Source organism: Dyadobacter frigoris (genome assembly GCF_005280585.1).
GTDB classification, from domain to species: domain Bacteria; phylum Bacteroidota; class Bacteroidia; order Cytophagales; family Spirosomataceae; genus Dyadobacter; species Dyadobacter frigoris.
On the sequence record NZ_SZVO01000003.1, the window covers coordinates 400,295 to 420,339 of the forward strand.

The following is a 20,045-nucleotide window of genomic DNA, read 5'->3' on the forward strand; positions in this document are numbered from 1 at the left end:
AAATCCGGGTTTATACCCTTACCTTTGCATTAAACATAATAAGAAAGAATGCTTTTTATAGGAAAATATAACAACCTCACCATTCTGCGTGATACCAGCGTAGGTTTCTTTTTGGGTGATGTGGAAGGTGAAGAAGTACTGCTTCCCAATAAATACAAAACGGATGACATGCAGATTGATGATGTCATTAAAGTTTTTGTCTATAATGATTCCGAGGATCGCCCGGTTGCTACAACAGAAACACCTAAAATCGTACGTAACGAATTTGTGAATCTGAGAGTAAAGGATGTTTCCGGGCATGGTGCATTTCTTGACTGGGGTTTAGAAAAAGATCTTTTCGTGCCTTTCAGAGAACAAACCACACCAATGGAAATTGATGAATGGCACGTCGTATTTTTATATCTTGACCAGAAAACTTCACGCCTGATAGCAACTACAAAACTTGACAGATATCTGGAAAATGAGCGTTTGCTGGTTAAGGAAGGCGATGAAGTAGATTTGCTTGTCTGGAAAAAAACAGATCTTGGTTACAACGTTGTTGTAAACCAGTTTCATAAAGGATTAATTTATGCCAACGAAGTGTTCAAACCACTAAGTGTTGGTGACAGCCTGAAAGGTTATATCAAAAAGATCCGGGATGAAAACAGACTTGATATCAGTTTGGAAAAACAAGGATACGCCAATGTGGTGGAACCTACCGGACAGCGTATTCTGGATGATCTGAAAAAGAATAACGGCTACCTGAATCTATCCGATAGCAGCGCTCCGGAAGATATAAACAGACAACTCGGAATCAGTAAAAAAGTCTTTAAAAAGGCAATTGGAGGCCTATACAAACAAGGTCTGATCCGAATAGCTACCGACGGAATTTATTCGGTAGAAGGAGAATAATAGGTCACACAGAGAACCACGGAGAAAAAAGAGAGGGACACAGAGATTTATTAAAAATTCTCTGTGTCCCTCTCTCTTTTCTCTGTGGTTCTCTGTGTAACCTAAATTACTTTTGACCGTATTTTTCTTTGTATTTGTCGTACAGTCGTTTTTGCTTATCGTCCAGGTTTACTTTTCCTCCTTTGATAAACACCATCGAAACCGAATTTCCACGCATATCAAGCAAATCTCCGCCTGTAACGATTAACGAAGCTTGCTTTCCTTTTTCAAGTGTTCCTACATATTGATCAATGCCCATAATTTCAGCAGCATTTTTTGTGATCAGCTGTAACGCTTCCTCTGGTTTGATATCACTGAAACCGGAAGAGGTTCCTGCCAAAAACGCCAGGTTACGTGTTCTCCACCATTCATCAGAATAGCTGATCGCTACTTTTACACCAGCTTTTGTCAAAATTCCAGGAAGTTCGTATGGAAGATAAACGTCTTCGTCTGTCGCATTTGGTAGACGGTGTGATTGATTTAAAACAACAGGAATATTGTTTTCTTTCAAAAACGCTGTTATTTTATTGGATTGATCTCCGCCAACAATTACAATTTTTTTGATACCAAATTCCTGGGCAAATTTCACCGATTCGATAATATCCTTTGCATAATCTGCACGGATATAAAGATTGGCAGTCCCGGCAAAAAGATCCTTCATCGCTTCCAGGCGAATATTTACCGGAGAAGGTTTGCTGATTCCCACATAACCTTTTGCTTCCGAAAAAGTAGTCCTGAACAAATCAATTGTTTCCTGACGTTTTTCATTCTTTTTCAACGAAACTGAAAAATCCTCAAAATTGAAACTTGTAGACAAATATGGAGGCCAGTTAAGCCAGATTCCGTCATCTTTCTTCAAAACCGCATCTTCCCAGTTCCAGCCATCTGTATAAAATACCGAAGAAGATCCTGAAATAATCCCGCCTTGCGGAACTGCCTGCGACAACAAAATTCCAGTATTACGTAAAGTGGGTATAACCTCAGAATCCGTATTATAAGCTACCAAAGCCCGCACATGCGGATTGATCTCGCCTACTTCCGAATAATCCAAAGTTGCACGCACGGAAGCTATTTCCTGAATACCAACCGTTGTGTTCATTGAAATAATGCCTGGAAAAATATGTCTCCCTTTTACATCAATTACCTCAACATTGCTTGTGGTGGCAGAAGCCGCCGGTCCTACCTGCGTGATGATTCCTTTATCAAAAGAAATAGCACCGTTTTCTATCACCTGGCCATTTCCCAGATGAATGGTTGCGCCTGTTAAAACGATGGGTCTGGTTTGCGGTTTCGCAGGTGCCGGATTTTGTGCAAAACCTGTGGTGGTAAGGCAAAAAACAGCTGCCAAACCTAGCAGACACGAATTGACCTTAATATATTTTTTTGTTTTCATAAAACAGTTTTGAATGAGTAAATGATGGAAGAATAAATCAGAAATCTTTTATTTTCCTTCCTCATGTTCAGCATGAATTCCGATGATATCTTCACAGTGCCACATACGAGGCATGGTCATTGGCGCCTTTTGTGTTGGCTTGCCATCTGCTTTATCACTCAGCATTTTCTGGATCAAACGTTCGCGTTCCGCAGCTACTTTTGTTTGTTTGGCCACATCTTCCTTGCGGTCAAAATAAACGGCACCTTCAATCATTGTAAACTCAGGGCGTGCATAAATTGACAAAGGATGTGTGCTCCAAAGTACAAGATCTGCATCTTTTCCGGCTTTGATACTTCCCATTCTGTTGTCCACATGCAAAAGTTTTGCAGGATTTAAAGTAACCATTTTCCATGCTTCTTCTTCCGGTACACCGCCAAATACTACGGTTTTTGCAGCTTCCTGATTTAATCTTCTGGCCATTTCCGCATCATCCGAGTTGATCGCAACGGTAACACCTTCGTGATACATCAAGGCTGCATTGTATGGAATCGCTTCTTTTACTTCCATTTTGTAAGCCCACCAGTCAGCAAAAGTTGAACCTCCAATATTACGGGCTTTCATTTTGTCGGCCATTTTATAGCCTTCCAGAATGTGGGTAAAAGTATTGATTTTGAAATTCAGCGAATCAGCTACGTGCATCAGCATATTTATTTCAGACTGAACGTACGAGTGGCAGGTAATGAAACGCTGGTTGTCAAGAATTTCGGCCAGAGCTTCCAGTTCAAGATCACGGCGAGGAACTTCCAAACCCGTTTTTTTCGTAGCGCCATTGTAATCTTTCCATCCTTTTGCATATTCTTTGGCACGGGTGAAATGATCATAATAAACCTGCTCAACACCCATTCTCGTTTGCGGAAAACGAACACGAGCCACATCTCCCCAGTTGGATTGTTTAACGTTTTCTCCCAAAGCAAATTTGATCGTTTTAGCTTCCGGGATCAGCATTTCTGATTGTGTAGCCCCCCATTTCAATTTTACCAAAGCACTTTGTCCACCAATAGCATTGGCAGAACCGTGAAGCAAATGTGAAGTAGTAACACCACCGGCAAGCTGGCGGTAAATATTTACATCATCGGGATTAATCACATCACTCATGCGAACTTCGGCTGAACTTGTCTGAGATCCTTCATTTATCGCAAACAAAGCAATGTGCGAATGTTCGTCAATGATACCATTTGTCAAATGTTTTCCCGTTCCGTCCACAGTACGTGCACCTGAGGGAGCAGATAGTCCTTTTCCAACTTTTGCGATTTTTCCGTTTTGGATAATCACGTCAGCATTTTGTAAAACTCCTTCTTTTTCATTTGTCCAAACCGTTGCATTTTTTACAAATACAGTTTCAGACTTTGGAAGTTGTTCATTTCCAAAACCAACAAAAGGATATACTACCGGGCCAGTTTCTTTAATTTTAGCCACTGCTGTATCTTTCTTCGCTACGGATTTGTAAGGCTCTGTTAAGGTTGCACTCCAGGTAAGCGGCGAACCGTCCGGCATCACACCATCTCCGGCCAAACCTTTGCCTGCAATCCATCCTGTAAGTCTTACCGTTCCAGGCGTTTTCTTTTCAGGCTGATATGTTAGCGTAAGCAGATCATTGGCAAGCATTACTTTCGGAGTAACCTTTACCGTATCTTTTATAGTGATTTTATAATCAGGTTTTTCCACAGAACCGGATATTTCTATCTTGCCGGTTGCCGCTTTATTGATTGAAAACGAATACGTTCCGCGAAGATCAGGTGCATCGATTGGCGCAATAATAAATTTCTTTCCCTGAATCCAGTTTTCATAAATCACATTATCCTTACTGAACAATTCATCCGAAGTAATCAGAAAATTAGCCAGCATACCTGCTTTCAGACTTCCAACCTGTCCTTCCGCTTTAATCAAACGTGCAGGCGTTGTTGTCAAAGCTTCAAGTGCCTTGTCCTTTGGCAAACCATACTCAATGGCCGAACGGATTTTAGACCAGAAATCAGATTTATTTTTCAAATCAGCAGCTGTAAAAGCAAAAGTTATACCGCTTTTTGTAAGAACAGAAGCATTAGCCGGAGCCATCTCCCAATGTTTTAACTGAGCAACTGTGATTGCATCAGCGTCCCATGGATCTGTAACGTCATAAGCCGCCGGGAAATCCAATGGCAAAATCAATGTCGCTTTGCTTGCTTTTACTTCTTCCAGGCGCTGGTATTCATCTCCACCACCTTTGATGACATATTGCGTACCAAACTCGTCACCGATTTTGTCCGCACGAAGCAGGCTATACTTATCATTGGTTTCAAAAAATGAAGGCAACGTTTTGATCTGGTTGAAAGCTTCCAGCGACAGGTTTGTCTCCTTCGCTTTTCCGCCTTTTGCATACCAGTCGGCGTCATAATAATTCTGACGAAGCAACGCTACTGCACCCATACCCGAAGAAGGATAATTTTGACCCGAAGTTCCTTTGCTGAATGAAAAATGTGCCGAAGCCTTTCCATTCAATAAGGCTTTGTTAGCAGATTCATCGGTAAGCGTAACTACGGCACCACTTCCTCTTACGATTCCGTCATGCGAATAGGTCAATACAGTTCCAAATCCGATTTTACGCAAATCGCCACCTTTTTTTGCATCAGGACTAAAAACCTGGCTTGCGTCATTTTCAGGCTGCACAGCCTGATTCCAGCCAAAAGCACCTTTTTTATTTGATTCCAGCTGCGGTGTCTGGCGTCCGCGACCGCGTGCCTCATTTTTCACTTCCGGCATTCCATAATCAGAATCCAGATCAATTAAAGAAGGATAAATATATTTTCCTTTCAGGTCGATCACCACAACACCGGCAGGGATTTTCACCTGCTTGCTCGCCTCCCGGATTATTCCGTTTTCGATTAGCAGGGTCCCATTGGGAATTGTTGTTTTGGAATCGACCACAATGTTTGCATTCGTGAATGCGTACCGTCCTGTTCTTTCATCATAAGTGCCGTTGCGTGGAAAAGTTTCCTGGGCATGGCACAACGAAGTTAAGGTCAGTCCAAACACTAACGTTGATAATTTTTTCATCATAGAAATAGGAGTTTTGGAAAAGAATAACAGTTTATTGATAATAAAGGAATGTTCAGACAATATACAATGAAAACACTAAATATTGGTCTAACAACGATTTAATGTACTATCTGTACAATCCGTACTTGGAATTTCAATATTGGTTTGTTTTTTTGCATCACAATTAATTTTGCCGCTACTGATATGACTTACGATCAATTTAAATCCAGCCTTTCACAAACCAAACCTCCAAAAGGAATTTCAGTGATTTTACAAGCGCTCTGGTATGATGCAAATAAAAACTGGGAAGCAGCTCACGACATTGCACAAAGCCAGGAAGGGACAGAATCGTACGATCGTCTTCATGCCTATTTACACCGCGTTGAAGGTGATACCTGGAACGCCGGATATTGGTATAGGCGCGCAGGAGCTGATGTTTTTAAAGGTTCATTGAAGGAAGAATGGGAGTTTTTGGTAGAATCTTTGTTATAAAATATAAGGCAAAATGCTTATATTTTACAATTATAAGTAAAAAGCCTTATATAATTAGATTATAAGGTAAAAACCTTATATTTGTATATTATAAGCTTTTTACCTTATATGAAAAAGAAATTTCAGGCGGTTGTAACCGCAGACATGGTTAATTCAACTCATTTTTCAACCGAACAAACCGGGAAGTGGTTGGATGAATTAATTGTGATACTCAACAAAGCTTCATTTAAATGGCTGTTAGCACCTGAAATTTATCGGGGAGATAGCTTTCAAGGCGTATTAAAAAATCCGGAAGACACGTTAAAAGTTGCGGTTTTATCCCGGACCATTATGAAATCATATTCTCCCAAAAGTGATTTACGGATCGCAATTGGCATAGGAACGGTGGATCTACTAACTGATAGGCCCGGAACTTCCGATGGAGAAGCATTCAGATTATCCGGCCATTTGGCTGACAATATCAGGAAACAAAAAGCAAGAATTGGTATTGCTCTTCCTGAAAACTCAGAGCCACTGAATGCTATTATGGATTTACTGGAAACCTTAATAGAAAACTGGACACCAGCACAAAGTGAAGTAATCGCTGCGCTTATTCAAAATAAGAATATTTCCGAGATTGTCACTCAACTATCTATAAGTCAGCCGGCAGTAAGTCAACGCATTACTTCATCAAAGTGGTGGGCAATCGAACATTTTCTTCGTACATTCCCGGAACATCTCGCACTATACACCAAAATAAAATGATTGAGTTCCTGCTTCTATTGCTAGCACATGTGTTAGCTGATTTTTATTGGCAGCCCACAGCTTGGGTTGAAGATAAAAGAGCTAAATCCTTTCGGTCCAGATATTTGTACGCTCACATAGGCGTAGTAATTATAACTTCTTACATTTTACTAGGGCATTTTCGAAACCCGATTCCTGCAATTGCTATCGGTTTGGTTCATGGAATTATCGATATTGTCAAACTTGAATTCGACAAAAAAGGAACAGCAAACTGGTTTATAGGCGACCAAATTACTCACCTCCTTACTATTGCCGTTACAGCAATTATCCTTACGAGCACCATTCCCATAGAATTTATTCATTTAAAAGACTGGTTTCACAACACGAAAATCATTGCCATTTTAACCGGAACATTTCTTGTACTTTCACCTGTTTCTTTTCTGGTCGGTATGCTCACAAAACCTTGGCGGGATGAGCTCGACAAACTTCTACCCCACGCCGATGATAACCTCGCGAATGCTGGCCGCTGGATAGGAATGTCTGAAAGACTGCTAATATTTATTTTCGTTTTGTTAAGTCAATACTCAGCGATTGGATTTTTAATAGCCGCAAAGTCACTGTTACGTTACAATGACAAAGCAGCTGCCGGAGAAATTCCACCAACCTACATCAGCAAAAAATCTGAATACATTCTCGTGGGAACGTTAATGAGTTACACCGCAGCAATAAGTATAGCATTAGCTGCAAGATTATTTTATTAAATAATTTCATTTAGCCATTAAACCTTCTCCATTCATTCCTCTCTAAGCCTGGTATCTAAAACTTTAAAACCAATGAAAAGAGGAATTATCGCCATCATAATGGCATTTGCAAGTTTTACCGCTTTCGCACAACGTGACATGGCCAAAATGACACCGGAAGCTCGTGCAGAAAATCAGACTAAAAATTTGACCGAAACACTTGGACTTAGCGCAGATCAGCAAAAACAGGTTTACACCCTGAATTTGACCCGCGCTCAGAAAATGGAAGAAATGAGAAATTCCCAGGACACAGACAGGTCAAAAATGAGGGAATCTATGGACGCGTTCAACACGGAATTGCAAAAAGTGTTGACCCCTGAGCAGCAGGAAAAATATAAAGCCGCTATGGAAGAACGTCGGAAAAATGGCGGAATGGGCAGAGGTCCCAGAAATTAATTCAGCGCACGAAATCTGGTAAGAAAAAAGGTCGTAAGTTTAATAACCAAGAAAACTTATGACCTTTTCAATAAAAAACATAATAATATTCTATTTAATTTTTCAAAAATTAAAACTTACTGTTAATTTAGCATGATAATAGATTACTTACTTTACCAGATTACTTATTGACGCTCCTCTTCAATAGATACAGATACAGCACATCCAACAGTTACTACTCCTATTTCATTTTCCGGATTTCTAAGTTGCTAAAATATCCGGTGGATATTTTCCATTAGATGGTTACTCCTATTATATCTAAATCCGCTTACCTGTATCTCTTAACATATGCTGAATAACTATACCAAACTTTTTCTAATTTCATGGCTGCTGTTTTTATCGACACGAGCAGTCTCCCAAACTTTCACAGATAGTAATTTACCTATTGTGATAATAAATACAGATGGCAGTGCAAGTATTGAGGATGACCCGAAAATAGGTGCCTCGATGAAAATTATTTACCGGGGAGAAGGTCAGCGAAATTATCTTACCGATCAGGCTAACACAGCCTATCTTAATTACAATGGGCGAATTGCCATCGAAATAAGAGGCTCGCTTTCCCAGACTGCCCCAAAAAAAGCCTATGGTTTTGAAACAAGAAAAGATGATAATGTCTCGAACCGAAATGTATCCCTGCTCAATATGCCAAGTGAAAACGACTGGATATTAAACGGTCTTGCCTTTGATCCCAGCCTTTTACACGATTATATAGCCAATAATTTGTCCCGAAATATTGGCCAATATGCTACAAGAACTGTTTTCTGTGAAGTAGTGCTCAATGGAGAATATAACGGATTATACCTTTTGCAGGAAAAAATAAAACAGGACGATAACCGTGTAAATATCATGGAAATGCTGACAACAGATAATGTTTCGCCAAATGTTACAGGAGGATATATTATCAAAGCTGATAAAACAACCGGTGGAGATCCGGTTGCCTTTACGATGAACGGCAATACAGGAGCAGTAGATTTCATTAATGACACTCCGGATCCTACGGCAATAACCAGCCAACAAAAAGCTTATGTCGAATCTATATTCAGGAATCTGGAAACACAGGCCGGTGCAAATAACGCCTCCATCGCTAATGGTTTTCCTTCTATTATAGATATTCCCACATTTATTGACTATATGCTAATCAACGAGATATCCAGCTGTGTGGATGCCTATCAATACAGTACTTATTTCCATCAGGACAGAAATGGAAAACTCAGGGCTGGTCCGGTATGGGACTTTAATTTTGGATTTGGATTAGTAAAAGAGGTCGACGACAGATCTTCGACATCGGAATGGCAGTTTAACAATGGTACTAATGAAGGTCCGAGTTTTTTTAAACAGATCTTCGATAACCCAGAGTACAGGTGTTATATTGCCAAACGCTGGAATGAACTTATTCAGCCCGGGCAGCCATTCAATATCGATTTGCTGGACAGCTGGATCGATTCACTTGCCGCCCAGCTGGAAGAAAGTGAAGTCAGAGAAAATCAAAAATGGAATACAATCGATAATTTCCCGAATCAGATATCATTTTTGAAATCGTTTATCCGGGCCAGAAGTGCATGGATTACTACTAACATTGCCTCATCTTCCACTTGTAGTTTCCCCACTCCTCCCGGACTTGTGATCAATGAAATCATGTACAATCCAAAAGGAACCGCCGATAATGCGAGTAATGATCTTGAATTTATTGAAATAAAAAATAAGAGTAATTCATCTATCGATCTCACAGGAATCTATTTTTCAGGACTTGGACTTTCCTATCAGTTCCCGGAGAGCAGTACATTGGCAGGAGATGGCATTTTGGTACTAGCGAGTAACTCAGCAAAATTCAACACGGTTTATGGCAAGACTGCTTTCGGGCAATATACTAGAAACCTTTCCAATAAATCACAAAAACTTGTTTTATCGGATGCTTTTGGAAATACCATTGACGTTGTTGAATATCTTGACAATACGCCGTGGCCCAGTTCTGCAGACGGAGGTGGGAAATCACTGGAACTTAAAGAAGTAAATCTCAACAATAGCCTGGCAAGTAACTGGCAAGCCAGTGCGGCAGATAACGGCTCTCCCGGTTTAAACAACAGCACAACGCCATTGCCTGTTACCATTATCAATTTTAACGGAATAGCGGAAGCAAAAAGTGTAGTACTTAACTGGGAAATTGCTGCCGAGGTTAATGTAGATAAATACATTGTGGAGATAAGCAGAAACGGGAAAAATTTCTCTGCTATTGGCACGGTAAAAGCAAGTAATGATACCAAATACAGTTTTATCCACAAGGAACCTGCTTCCGGAACAAATTATTATCGACTGCGCCCGGTTGATATGGATAATAGTTTTGCTTTCAGCAGAATAATCTCTGTTTTTGTTCAAAATGGTAATGATATTGTGTTTTATCCTAATCCGGCAAGTACTGTACTGACCATTGATATGAAACAAATTCCGGTTAATAAACAGATTACAATGAATGTGATTGACATGTACGGCAGGGTAATTTTAAAGAAGAAATTTACAAATTCCGGACAAAATGAATTTATTGATACATCAAAAATGGGCACAGGCAGATATGTACTTCAGATCGAATCAGATCAGGGAGTGATTCCTAAGTTTATTGAGATAATCAGGTAATATTAACAATAGTTAAAAGTAAAAAAGAGCATAGCCGATTGGCCATGCTCTTTTTTTACTTTTTAAAACGATATAATTAATACCAAAAGCTACAATGCAACTTCCGTCTTAAACTCAGACGTAAAATGGAAATGTATTTTCGGATTATTTTCACGGTTCATACGGATCATCCAGTCTGATTCAGCAAAGAAAACCGGATTACGGTCTTTGTCAAATGCAATCTGGTTACCTTTCAAACGGATAAATTCATCCATCGCGGGTTTTTCGTCCGCTGTAAGCCAGCAGGCGCGCGTGATGTTCATTGGAACCCAGCGGCACTTTGCACCATATTCATGTTCCAAACGGTATTGAATTACATCAAATTGCAGCTCTCCCACCGTTCCCACAACTTTACGATTTCCAAGATCAAGATTAAACAACTGCGCAACACCTTCATCGGTAAGCTGTTGAATTCCTTTTTCCAATTGTTTCGATTTCATTGGATCCAGATTGATCAATTCCTTGAAAATCTCCGGAGAGAAACTTGGGATACCAGCAAAATTGAGATTTTCTCCTTCTGTTAAAGTATCGCCGATTTTGAAGTTTCCTGTATCATAAAGTCCGACAACATCGCCCGGAAAACCTTCGTCCATCACGCTTTTATCTGAGGCCATAAAGGTAAACGGGCTCGCAAAACGGACATCTTTATTCAGCCTGACGTGGTGATAAAAAGTTCTTCGTTCAAATTTACCAGAACAAATCCTCAAAAACGCGATACGGTCGCGGTGACGCGGATCAAGGTTTGCATGTATTTTAAATATAAACCCACTGAATTTAGATTCTGTCGGTTCTACTTCTCTAACATCTGTTGCACGTGGCTGAGGAAGCGGAGAAATCTCACAGAAAGTATCCAGCAATTCTTTTATACCAAAGTTATTGATCGCACTGCCAAAGAAAACCGGGGCCAACTCTCCTTTTGCATAAGCTTCATTGGAAAATTCATCATAAACACCCTCAACCAGTTCCACATCTTCGGTTAGCTGGATAGCATCTTTTAAGCCGAGCAGTTCTTCCAGTTTATCGTCACCAAGATTAATTTCGACAACGTTACTTTCAATTTTTGTTTTATTGATCTTAAAGAAATACAATTTCTCTTCAAACAAACTGTATACGCCTTTAAAATCAGCACCCATATTGATCGGCCATGTAAGCGGACGAACACGAATTCCTAATTTTGTTTCCAGCTCGTCCAGCAATTCAAACGGATTGCGGCCTTCCCTATCCAGTTTATTTACAAAAACGATAACCGGAGTATTGCGCATCCGGCAAACTTCCATAAGCCTTTCCGTTTGCTCTTCAACCCCTTTCACACAGTCAATAACAAGAATAACGCTATCGACAGCGGTTAACGTCCGGTATGTATCCTCTGCAAAATCCTTGTGACCAGGTGTATCAAGAATATTAATCAGCAGGTCGCGGTATTCAAAAGTCATTACCGAAGTAGCTACCGAAATACCACGCTGCTTCTCAATTTCCATGAAATCGGAAGTTGCCGTTTTTTTAATTTTATTCGATTTAACCGCACCGGCAGTTTGAATAGCTCCTCCAAAAAGAAGAAGTTTTTCAGTTAATGTTGTTTTTCCGGCATCCGGGTGACTAATGATCGCGAAGGTTCGCCGTTTTTTTATTTCTTCTATATTACTCATTACGATATTTTATAATCCGCAATTTTGCTGTAACAGTCTGTAAAACTGAATTTTACATTTCTAAAATTCAAATAAAATGCTGAACAAGACGGATACTAAAGGATTCCTTTTCTTGAAAATTTCCACAAAGATACAAATAAACATAGCCGCCCCTATCCGGAGCGGCTATATTATTAACTGTCAGTCAGCTTGATCCCTGGATTCAATACCGACCTTCGTCATTACCTGGGGTAACGGTGGTATTCAGTAGAAAGAATCTTTGTAATCTTCAACAGAAGTCATGATCACTTCATGCGCTTCTTCACGGCCGTACACATTCGTGATTTCGATATGTGCTTTTTCGCCAGGAAGGTTTTTGTAAGTAAGGAAATAGTGTTTCAAACGCTCAACGATACCTGCCGGCAATTCGCTGATATCTGAATAAGCACCATAAACTTCGTCACCTTTCAAAACTGAAATGATTTTATCATCCGCTTCACCGCCATCAATCAGGCGAATTCCCCCGATTGGTTTTGCCTGGCAGGTGATATCACCATGAGAGATAATTTTTTCACACAAAACAATAATATCCAGCGCATCACCATCACCTTCTGTAACGTCTCTTCCTGATCTTTCACGAGCCAGCGCAGCGATTTTATCCGAGCAATAAGTCTTTGGGATAAAGCCGTAAAGTGCCGGAACAATATTGGAATATTTTTGTGGACGGTCAATTTTCAAATAACCGGTCTGTTTGTCAATTTCGTATTTAACGGTATCCGTAGGAACGATTTCAATAAATGCAGTTACAAGATCCGGTGCATTTTCTCCCATCGGAATTCCGTGCCAGGGATGGGCTTTGTGTACGTTTGCGTTCATTATAAGGTAATAGGTATATGATCTTATTTAATTATCTAATCTCTCTTTTTTATTCTCCCGCTTTTTCCGAAATCAGATAATCACCTGACTTTGATATAGATTGTTTTACAAAAAGTTCTCCAAGAAACCCGGCCAGAAACAATTGTGATCCTACCATGATTGCTACAAGGGCAAGAAAAAACAAAGGATTTTCTGTTACATTCCGGTATTGCTCGTGAGAAATGTAAATTTTATAGATTTTGGTCCCCAGCAGCCAGAAAGCAATAAGGCTTCCAAGAAAAAACATAAGCGTTCCAAGACTGCCAAATAAATGCATCGGACGCCGTCCAAATTTATTGACGAAAGCTATTGAAAGCAAATCCAGAAAGCCAAAAACAAACCTTTCAAGGCCAAATTTTGTGTAACCGTATTTTCTTGCCTGATGCTGGACTACCTTTTCTCCGATTTTACTAAAACCGTTCCATTTGGCAATAACGGGAATATACCGGTGCATTTCCCCATAAATGGTAACATTTTTAACAACCTCTTTCCGGTACGCTTTCAAACCACAATTAAAATCATGCAACTCCACGCCGGAAATCCCGCGTGTTGCAGCATTGAATATTTTGGTAGGAATTGTCTTCGTAATCGGGTCGTATCTTTTCTTTTTCCAACCTGAAACCAGATCGTAACGATCTTCCTTGATCATCCGGTAAAGCTCCGGAATTTCATCCGGGCTGTCCTGCAGATCGGCATCCATCGTAATGATCACATCACCACGCGCTGCCTGAAAACCAGTTTGCAAAGCAGCCGTTTTTCCATAGTTACGAACAAAACGGTGTCCCTTGATATTTGGGTTTTTCAGAGATAAATCTACAATAACATCCCAGGAACGGTCTTTACTGCCGTCGTCGATGAACAGCACTTCGTAAGTAAAATTATTTTCATTCATCACGCGCGCAATCCACTCGCTAAGCTCTGGCAAAGACTCCTCTTCATTGAAAAGCGGGATAACAACGGATATCTGAATTGCTGAATTGGTCATGAATAAAGTACTGGGATGTTACCTCACATCCATATTTTGGTGCAAAGTTCGTGTTTTTCCTGATCAAAATTGTAAATAATACTCCTTCAATAATTTTTCAAACTCAGAATGATAGGTTTTGCCATCCTCTTCGTAGATAAATAATTCAGAGTCTAACGGCCTGTAATCAGCCATTTCACTAAGTTTAAAACTCATCAGTTTCCGAAAAGGTTTCTTTCCTTTTTGATGATACAAAGTTAGTTGACGATATAAAATCCAATCTGATTTCTCCGCAAGATCCTGAAATACAACCCCTTCGTCAATGGGAAGGAGAACATTCCAGACACCATTGGGCAGTAATAATCTTTTCACAGCAATCAGTAAATCCTCAAACGAAAGTGAATCAGCATGATGCGCCAGGTTTATTTTTGCGTCCGGCGATTTTAAATCAGATTGAAAAAAAGGTGGATTTGTAATAATACAATCAAACTTTTCATCGGGCAAAAAGTCCTGGATAGCACCTTTGGAAACCGAAATCTGACTTTGAAAAGGACTTTCTTCAATATTTTCGGTTGCCTGAAAAAAGGCTTCTTCATCCAGTTCAACTGCACTTATTTCCGCGATTCTATTTCGCTGGGCAACCATCAATGATAACAATCCGGTACCTGCGCCTATATCCAGAATTCTTTCGGCATTTTCAACATCCGCCCACGCACCAAAAACACAGGCATCCGTGCAGACTTTCATCGCACTTTTATCCTGATTGATAGTAAACTGTTTGAATTTGAAAAATGAATTTCTGGCCATGAAATGATTTTATTTTCTTCCAAAATCTGCCGGATTTTCACCCCAGTATTCTGTTTCCCATTTCAGGATTTTGTTCGGATAGGTATTGCTTGCCAACCATCTTTCCGCTCTTTGAAGCATTTCAAAAACCGGCTTGTTTCTTGGTGTTAATTGCAATTTTGTATTTGCATGTTTCTTTTTGATCCAGCTAATGGCCGTTCTGGAATCTGAATAAATCGGAATTTCACTGTTATTTTTTTGCAGATAAGCTAATCCGTGCACAATTGCCAGAAACTCTCCGATATTGTTGGTAGCATCTTTAAAAGGGCCTTGTAAAAAAATCCTTTCTCCCGTTTGCAAATAAGTACCCTGATATTCCATATCGCCGGAAGCAGTATTCCAGGCTGCATCAACAGCAATGGCGTTTTTTATGGGCTGACCAATATTGGCCGGGGCTATTTTTGCAACAACTTTTGCAGCGTTTTCTTTTTTCTGAACATACTCCCAATAATTCCGCTGAATCGCAGTTTCTGCTTCCTGTATTGAGTCAAAAGATTTGTAACGGGCATCTTCAAAACCCTTGATTTGCGCCTCACATTCTTTCCAATCGGTAAACACACCTGTTTGTCTACCTTGCCACACTACATAAAATTTTGTCTTTTTTGCCATTATTACAAACTAACTTCTTTCCTCCCAAACCTGGGCCAGGTTTACAATAACCTCAACCGCTTTTTCCATATCCTGAACAGAAACCCATTCCAATCGTGAATGAAATGCATGTTCGCCAGCAAATATATTGGGGCACGGTAAACCCATAAATGACAATCTCGATCCGTCCGTTCCGCCACGGATACTTCTCGTAATTGGATTTAATCCTGAACGTTTCATCGCTTCCCTGGCATTTTCAATGACCTGAGGATGCCTGCTAAGGATCTCCTTCATATTCCGATATTGCTCCGTTACCTTAAATTCACTTTTCGAGTTCGGATAATTGGCCATTACATTATCCAGAATTTTTTTCAGCAAAGCTTCTTTTTCATGCAAACCTGCTTCATTGAAATCGCGGATAATAAAATCGATCACCACTTTTTCCTGAATTCCCCCGATATGTCCCGGATGAATAAATCCTTCTTTTCCTTCCGTAGTTTCTGGCGAAAGAGAACCTTTTGGTAAAGCTGCCAGAATCTCACCTGCGATTTTTATCGCATTTTCAAGCTTTCCGATTGCATATCCCGGGTGCGTACTCACCCCGTGAATCGTGATTTTAACACCGTCCGCAGAAAATGTTTCATCCTCCATGGTCCCTACTGCTTCTCCGTCCACCGTGTAGCCGTAATCAGCCGCTAGTTTAACGAGATCCACTTTTTCAGTACCTCGTCCAACTTCTTCGTCCGGCGTGAAAAGAATTTTAATCACACCATGTTTTATTCTCAAATCAGTAACTAAAATCTCCGCAGCCGCCATGATTTCAGCAACGCCGGCTTTGTTATCAGCCCCCAAAAGTGTGGTTCCGCTGGCCGTTACAATATCATTTCCAATCTGGTTTTTCAAATCCGGATGCTCCGAAACTTTGATCACCTGCTCGTTATCATCCGGTAAAACAATATCAGCCCCGTCCCATTTCTGGTGCACGATCGGTTCTACGTTTGCACCCGTTACGTCCGGAGAAGTATCAACATGGGAACAAAAACAAATGACCGGAATATTTTCCTTGTTGGAATTGGCCGGAATTGTAGCATAAACATATCCATGTCCATCCAGATGAGCATCTTCAATACCCAGTTCCTGCAATTCAACAACAAGCTGATTACTCAGGTCCCGTTGTTTTTCCGTACTTGGAAAACTTGTAGACTGCGGATCAGATTGTGTATCAACCTGAACATAACTAAGAAACCGGTTTAGAACGGAAGACATATTTACTCAAAATTAGAATGAATAATGACTATTAGAATTTCTTTATGAAGCGATAATTCCAGCCAGATCAGCCGGTGAATAATTGATATTTTTCAATGTTTTATCGTCAGCAGTGCGGTAAACAAGGTATTTACCATTGTCTTCTTTATAATAACATTCCGTACCTTTTGCATTGTAATGTGCCACAGTTGCTTCCGCTTCTTCAACGCTTATACAAGCTTTTGACATATTGGAACGCTGTACTTCATCAAACAATTCTCTGAACTTATTACCTAATCCAAATTCAAGAACCGCACCCGAAAGTACATATTGAAGATCGCAAAGGGCGTCTGCAATTTCTACAAGATCCTTTTCAAGAATCGCCACTTCCAGCTCTTTCAATTCCTCAGCCAAAAGTGCAACACGCAAACGGCTGCGGTCTTCGGATGGAATTGTTGGTGTTTCAAGAATCGGATGTTTGAATGTTGTATGAAATTCAGCGACCTGGTTAAGACTATCTAATTGTTGCATTTTATTACCTGTATTTATTATTAAAAATTTAATAATCAGTTAGTTAAACCAACTTTCTGATTTATATAATAAGATTCGTTTTGAAAAGTTTGATCGCAATCGCCAGCAGGATTATTCCAAAAACCTTGCGAAGAATATCCGTTCCGCCTTGTCCCAGTTTGCTTTCAATCCAATAGGATGATTTTAAAACGAGATAAACGAAAAACAAATTGAGAAGCACACCTACTAAAATATTATTAATTTCATAGGTTGTGCGTAAAGCTAAAAGGGTCGTCATCGTACCGGCTCCGGCAATAATCGGGAAAGCGATGGGGACAATCGATGCGGCACTCACACTGATATTATCGTGCTTAAAAATATTTCTCCCAAGAATCATTTCCAAACCCAAAAGAAACAAAATAATAGCGCCGGCAACAGCAAATGAAGCTACATCCACGCCAAAAAGACTTAAAAGCCTTTCTCCCAGAAACAAAAAAGAGATCATGATTGCTCCTGCGGCAAGTGTCGCTTTCTCCGATTCAATTTTCCCTAATTTCTTTCGAAAATCAACAATAATGGGAATTGAACCCAGCACATCGATCACCGAAAAGAGAATCAGCGTTACCGAAAGTATTTCTTTGACATTGAACATTGCGACACCAATTCGAGGATTAAGCCGCAAAGTTGAACAAAACAGACTGCTTACACAAACCTTTTGTCGGAAGCCTGTCGAAATAAATATGGTTTACGCAATACCATTAGGAAGAAAATTTAAAAAAGTATTGAATTGCTTTTTGTATTTCTCCTCGTTGATCCTGTAATAAAAAGCGCCTTTTTTGGAAAATCCTTTTTGCTTTTCATCCAGTTTGACAAGTAAATGGGTCGATAGTAATTTCCTGCTGAAATTTCTTTTATCCAATTCGGCTCCAAAAATCGCTTCGTATAACTTCTGTAATTGCGGGATTGTAAATTTTTCAGGAAGCAGTTCAAAACCAATCGGATGCTGGGAAGCTTTATAACGTAAATGTTCAATCGCCATTTCGACCATAGCGCTGTGATCAAACAGTAATTGCGGTAATTCCTGCATGGAAAACCACTGAGCTTCAAAGTTTTTCGAGATTTTATGATCGTAATCTTCAACGTTGATCAGCGCAAAATAAGCAACAGAAACCGTACGTTCAACAGGATCACGCATAGGATTCCCAAACGTATGCAACTGTTCAAGATATATATCGGTAAGGCTCGTCAATTCAAAAAGAATACGGTTTGAAGCCTGTTCCAGACTTTCCTCGGGCTGTACCCATCCCCCCATTAAAGACCAGGTGTGATGCTCATCTTCAATACCGCGCTTTACCAGTAATAATTTTAATTCATGACCGTCAAATCCAAAAATAATGGAATCGAGGGCCACCAGACACTTTGTTTGTGTCTGGTATTGATGCAACATATCTATTAACACGATGGTGTTTCTGAGAATTGAGTAAAAGACATTTAAACTAATAAATACAATTTGTCCGTATTACTACTCATCCGGCAGTTTCGGAATAAGTTTTCAGGAAAACTTTTAGCTGATTGATTTCATCCAAAGTAATAGCAGGGAAATTGGCGATACGAAAACTGGTTTCTTTCCAGGAACCATATCCGTTTCCCAGCATAATACCATTTTCTGTAGCCGCTTTTTTTATTGCAGCGATTTGTTGTTTTTCTCCCGAAACTGCAATAACAGTATCTGACCGAACTTCTTCATTTTCAACCAGAACCTTATAGCCGGATTTTGACAAAAACTGATACCAATCTTTTGCCCGGTCTTTCATTTGAACCGAAATTTCTGAAAGCATTTCCACTTGCTGCATTACGCGGCCAGCCAGGTAAATTCCCAGCGCATTGGGCGTATAAGGCGTTTGATATTTCAAAAAGTTATCACGAACAAAAAGCAAACTGTTGTAATGATCGCGCTCTCCAATTTTTTCAGCCTGTTGAACAGCTTTCGGAGAAACTATCATTACGCTTAATCCAGCCGGCAAACCAAAACATTTTTGTACAGAAGCATACCAGACATCCGCTTCTTTCCACGGAAAAACGACTCCCGCCATAGAAGAAGTCGCATCGACTGTGATAATTTTTTCGGTCAGTTTTCTTAATTCTTCAAAAAATGAATCCGGTAAAGCAGTTCCGTTTGACGTTTCATTATGCGTTAAACAAATCGCATCGCTATCCTGATATCCAATAATATCAGCTATTTTGGGCAAAGAATTTAAGTCAAAAAATAAACCACTTGAGGCCGGTTTTATCTTCTGGGTATATTCCATCCATTTCTCCCCGAATGCGCCGTTGAAAACATGAAGACTTTTTGTTTCAACCAGTGATTGCGCTATAATTTCCCAGCATTCCGTAGCTGACGAGCAAAAATACACTTCATAATCCGCCGGAATTTCCAGTTTCAGTTTCATCGTTTCAATCGTCTCTTTGAGCATCTTCATAAAAGGCTCACTGCGATGATTAACGCTTAAAATTCCACTTTTATAAGCATCAGATAAATAATGCTCAATTTCTGGATAAACTTTTGACGGGCCTGGATAAAAGGTAATCATGAGGTTAATATTTTAACAAACGTGCGGTTTGATTGTATTTATGTTTTAAAATCTCAATTTAAACAAAGCAGGTTCTTCATCATATTAAACAGAGATGATTAAAAATCAATTCTGTTTATTTAGATAAAGAACCTTCTTATGTCACCCTTTCAGGGTTTTGAAATGTCGATAGCAGCTAAATTTTCTACAATACTATCACCCCGTCGGGGTTTTCATTCCAATGATATTTTATGTGTTAGTAATCAAAAATTAGAAACGGAAGAT

Annotated in this window: 18 protein-coding genes; 6 read left to right on the plus strand and 12 right to left on the minus strand. The window is 39.8% G+C overall.

Annotated features, from left to right (window positions below; translation table 11 throughout):
- Window positions 1–48: 48 nt before the first annotated feature.
- Window positions 49–891 (plus strand): CvfB family protein, encoded by an 843-nt coding sequence (locus tag FDK13_RS08795; RefSeq protein WP_137339600.1) that lies wholly within the window; start codon window positions 49–51, stop codon window positions 889–891.
- A 106-nt stretch (window positions 892–997) separates the two neighbouring features.
- On the opposite strand, the gene FDK13_RS08800 is transcribed toward FDK13_RS08795, so the two are convergent.
- On the minus strand, window positions 998–2,323 hold the full coding sequence (locus FDK13_RS08800) for an amidohydrolase family protein (RefSeq protein WP_137339601.1): 1,326 nt from the start codon (window positions 2,321–2,323) through the stop codon (window positions 998–1,000).
- Between the two features lie 48 nt (window positions 2,324–2,371).
- Window positions 2,372–5,401: an amidohydrolase family protein gene (locus tag FDK13_RS08805; protein WP_137339602.1), complete on the minus strand. Its 3,030-nt coding sequence runs from the start codon at window positions 5,399–5,401 to the stop codon at window positions 2,372–2,374.
- A 183-nt stretch (window positions 5,402–5,584) separates the two neighbouring features.
- Between FDK13_RS08805 and FDK13_RS08810 the strand changes: the two genes are divergently transcribed.
- The 5 genes from FDK13_RS08810 (at window position 5,585) to FDK13_RS08830 (ending at window position 10,458) form a co-directional block, all read left to right on the plus strand.
- Window positions 5,585–5,872, plus strand: coding sequence for a hypothetical protein (locus FDK13_RS08810; RefSeq protein WP_137339603.1), 288 nt, complete (start codon window positions 5,585–5,587; stop codon window positions 5,870–5,872).
- Window positions 5,873–5,980: 108 nt separating this feature from the next.
- Window positions 5,981–6,616: a hypothetical protein gene (locus FDK13_RS08815; protein WP_137339604.1), complete on the plus strand. Its 636-nt coding sequence runs from the start codon at window positions 5,981–5,983 to the stop codon at window positions 6,614–6,616.
- Window positions 6,613–7,356: a DUF3307 domain-containing protein gene (locus FDK13_RS08820; RefSeq protein ID WP_137339605.1), complete on the plus strand. Its 744-nt coding sequence runs from the start codon at window positions 6,613–6,615 to the stop codon at window positions 7,354–7,356. The genes FDK13_RS08815 and FDK13_RS08820 overlap by 4 nt, the downstream gene beginning before the upstream one ends.
- 72 nt (window positions 7,357–7,428) lie before the next feature.
- Window positions 7,429–7,791 (plus strand): DUF4890 domain-containing protein, encoded by a 363-nt coding sequence (locus tag FDK13_RS08825; protein WP_137339606.1) that lies wholly within the window; start codon window positions 7,429–7,431, stop codon window positions 7,789–7,791.
- A 327-nt stretch (window positions 7,792–8,118) separates the two neighbouring features.
- Window positions 8,119–10,458: a CotH kinase family protein gene (locus tag FDK13_RS08830; RefSeq protein WP_137339607.1), complete on the plus strand. Its 2,340-nt coding sequence runs from the start codon at window positions 8,119–8,121 to the stop codon at window positions 10,456–10,458.
- A gap of 89 nt (window positions 10,459–10,547) precedes the next feature.
- Here FDK13_RS08830 and FDK13_RS08835 read toward each other — a convergent pair whose 3' ends face one another.
- The 10 genes from FDK13_RS08835 to FDK13_RS08880 form a co-directional block, all read right to left on the minus strand.
- Window positions 10,548–12,143: a peptide chain release factor 3 gene (locus tag FDK13_RS08835; RefSeq protein ID WP_137339608.1), complete on the minus strand. Its 1,596-nt coding sequence runs from the start codon at window positions 12,141–12,143 to the stop codon at window positions 10,548–10,550.
- 243 nt (window positions 12,144–12,386) lie between these two features.
- A complete protein-coding gene (locus FDK13_RS08840; protein ID WP_137339609.1) occupies window positions 12,387–12,998 on the minus strand; it encodes an inorganic pyrophosphatase in 612 nt (203 codons plus the stop codon).
- A gap of 49 nt (window positions 12,999–13,047) precedes the next feature.
- Window positions 13,048–14,022, minus strand: a complete 975-nt coding sequence (locus FDK13_RS08845; RefSeq protein WP_137339610.1) for a glycosyltransferase family 2 protein — start codon at window positions 14,020–14,022, stop codon at window positions 13,048–13,050.
- Window positions 14,023–14,085: 63 nt separating this feature from the next.
- The gene (locus tag FDK13_RS08850) at window positions 14,086–14,808 is read right to left on the minus strand and encodes a tRNA1(Val) (adenine(37)-N6)-methyltransferase (protein ID WP_137339611.1); all 723 of its coding nucleotides are present in this window, start codon (window positions 14,806–14,808) and stop codon (window positions 14,086–14,088) included.
- A 9-nt stretch (window positions 14,809–14,817) separates the two neighbouring features.
- Window positions 14,818–15,456, minus strand: coding sequence for a ribonuclease H1 domain-containing protein (locus FDK13_RS08855; protein WP_170982751.1), 639 nt, complete (start codon window positions 15,454–15,456; stop codon window positions 14,818–14,820).
- A 9-nt stretch (window positions 15,457–15,465) separates the two neighbouring features.
- Window positions 15,466–16,701, minus strand: coding sequence for a peptidase T (gene pepT / locus FDK13_RS08860; protein WP_137339613.1), 1,236 nt, complete (start codon window positions 16,699–16,701; stop codon window positions 15,466–15,468).
- 42 nt (window positions 16,702–16,743) lie between these two features.
- Window positions 16,744–17,211 carry a pyrophosphohydrolase domain-containing protein gene (locus FDK13_RS08865; protein WP_137339614.1) on the minus strand — a complete coding sequence of 156 codons (468 nt, stop codon included), beginning with the start codon at window positions 17,209–17,211 and terminating at the stop codon, window positions 16,744–16,746.
- 61 nt (window positions 17,212–17,272) lie between these two features.
- Window positions 17,273–17,842, minus strand: a complete 570-nt coding sequence (locus FDK13_RS08870) for a MarC family protein (protein ID WP_137339615.1) — start codon at window positions 17,840–17,842, stop codon at window positions 17,273–17,275.
- Window positions 17,843–17,935: 93 nt separating this feature from the next.
- Window positions 17,936–18,637 carry an NUDIX hydrolase gene (locus tag FDK13_RS08875; RefSeq protein WP_170982752.1) on the minus strand — a complete coding sequence of 234 codons (702 nt, stop codon included), beginning with the start codon at window positions 18,635–18,637 and terminating at the stop codon, window positions 17,936–17,938.
- A gap of 79 nt (window positions 18,638–18,716) precedes the next feature.
- Window positions 18,717–19,781, minus strand: a complete 1,065-nt coding sequence (locus FDK13_RS08880) for an aminotransferase class V-fold PLP-dependent enzyme (protein ID WP_137339617.1) — start codon at window positions 19,779–19,781, stop codon at window positions 18,717–18,719.
- Window positions 19,782–20,045 lie beyond the last annotated feature (264 nt).

Coding starts and splice junctions, on each gene's coding strand:
- FDK13_RS08795 (WP_137339600.1), top strand. CDS start 49: ATGCTTTTTATAGGAAAATATAACAACCTCACCATTCTGCGTGATACC.
- FDK13_RS08800 (WP_137339601.1), bottom strand. CDS start 2,323: ATGAAAACAAAAAAATATATTAAGGTCAATTCGTGTCTGCTAGGTTTG.
- FDK13_RS08805 (WP_137339602.1), bottom strand. CDS start 5,401: ATGATGAAAAAATTATCAACGTTAGTGTTTGGACTGACCTTAACTTCG.
- FDK13_RS08810 (WP_137339603.1), top strand. CDS start 5,585: ATGACTTACGATCAATTTAAATCCAGCCTTTCACAAACCAAACCTCCA.
- FDK13_RS08815 (WP_137339604.1), top strand. CDS start 5,981: ATGAAAAAGAAATTTCAGGCGGTTGTAACCGCAGACATGGTTAATTCA.
- FDK13_RS08820 (WP_137339605.1), top strand. CDS start 6,613: ATGATTGAGTTCCTGCTTCTATTGCTAGCACATGTGTTAGCTGATTTT.
- FDK13_RS08825 (WP_137339606.1), top strand. CDS start 7,429: ATGAAAAGAGGAATTATCGCCATCATAATGGCATTTGCAAGTTTTACC.
- FDK13_RS08830 (WP_137339607.1), top strand. CDS start 8,119: ATGCTGAATAACTATACCAAACTTTTTCTAATTTCATGGCTGCTGTTT.
- FDK13_RS08835 (WP_137339608.1), bottom strand. CDS start 12,143: ATGAGTAATATAGAAGAAATAAAAAAACGGCGAACCTTCGCGATCATT.
- FDK13_RS08840 (WP_137339609.1), bottom strand. CDS start 12,998: ATGAACGCAAACGTACACAAAGCCCATCCCTGGCACGGAATTCCGATG.
- FDK13_RS08845 (WP_137339610.1), bottom strand. CDS start 14,022: ATGACCAATTCAGCAATTCAGATATCCGTTGTTATCCCGCTTTTCAAT.
- FDK13_RS08850 (WP_137339611.1), bottom strand. CDS start 14,808: ATGGCCAGAAATTCATTTTTCAAATTCAAACAGTTTACTATCAATCAG.
- FDK13_RS08855 (WP_170982751.1), bottom strand. CDS start 15,456: ATGGCAAAAAAGACAAAATTTTATGTAGTGTGGCAAGGTAGACAAACA.
- pepT (WP_137339613.1), bottom strand. CDS start 16,701: ATGTCTTCCGTTCTAAACCGGTTTCTTAGTTATGTTCAGGTTGATACA.
- FDK13_RS08865 (WP_137339614.1), bottom strand. CDS start 17,211: ATGCAACAATTAGATAGTCTTAACCAGGTCGCTGAATTTCATACAACA.
- FDK13_RS08870 (WP_137339615.1), bottom strand. CDS start 17,842: ATGTTCAATGTCAAAGAAATACTTTCGGTAACGCTGATTCTCTTTTCG.
- FDK13_RS08875 (WP_170982752.1), bottom strand. CDS start 18,637: ATGTTGCATCAATACCAGACACAAACAAAGTGTCTGGTGGCCCTCGAT.
- FDK13_RS08880 (WP_137339617.1), bottom strand. CDS start 19,781: ATGATTACCTTTTATCCAGGCCCGTCAAAAGTTTATCCAGAAATTGAG.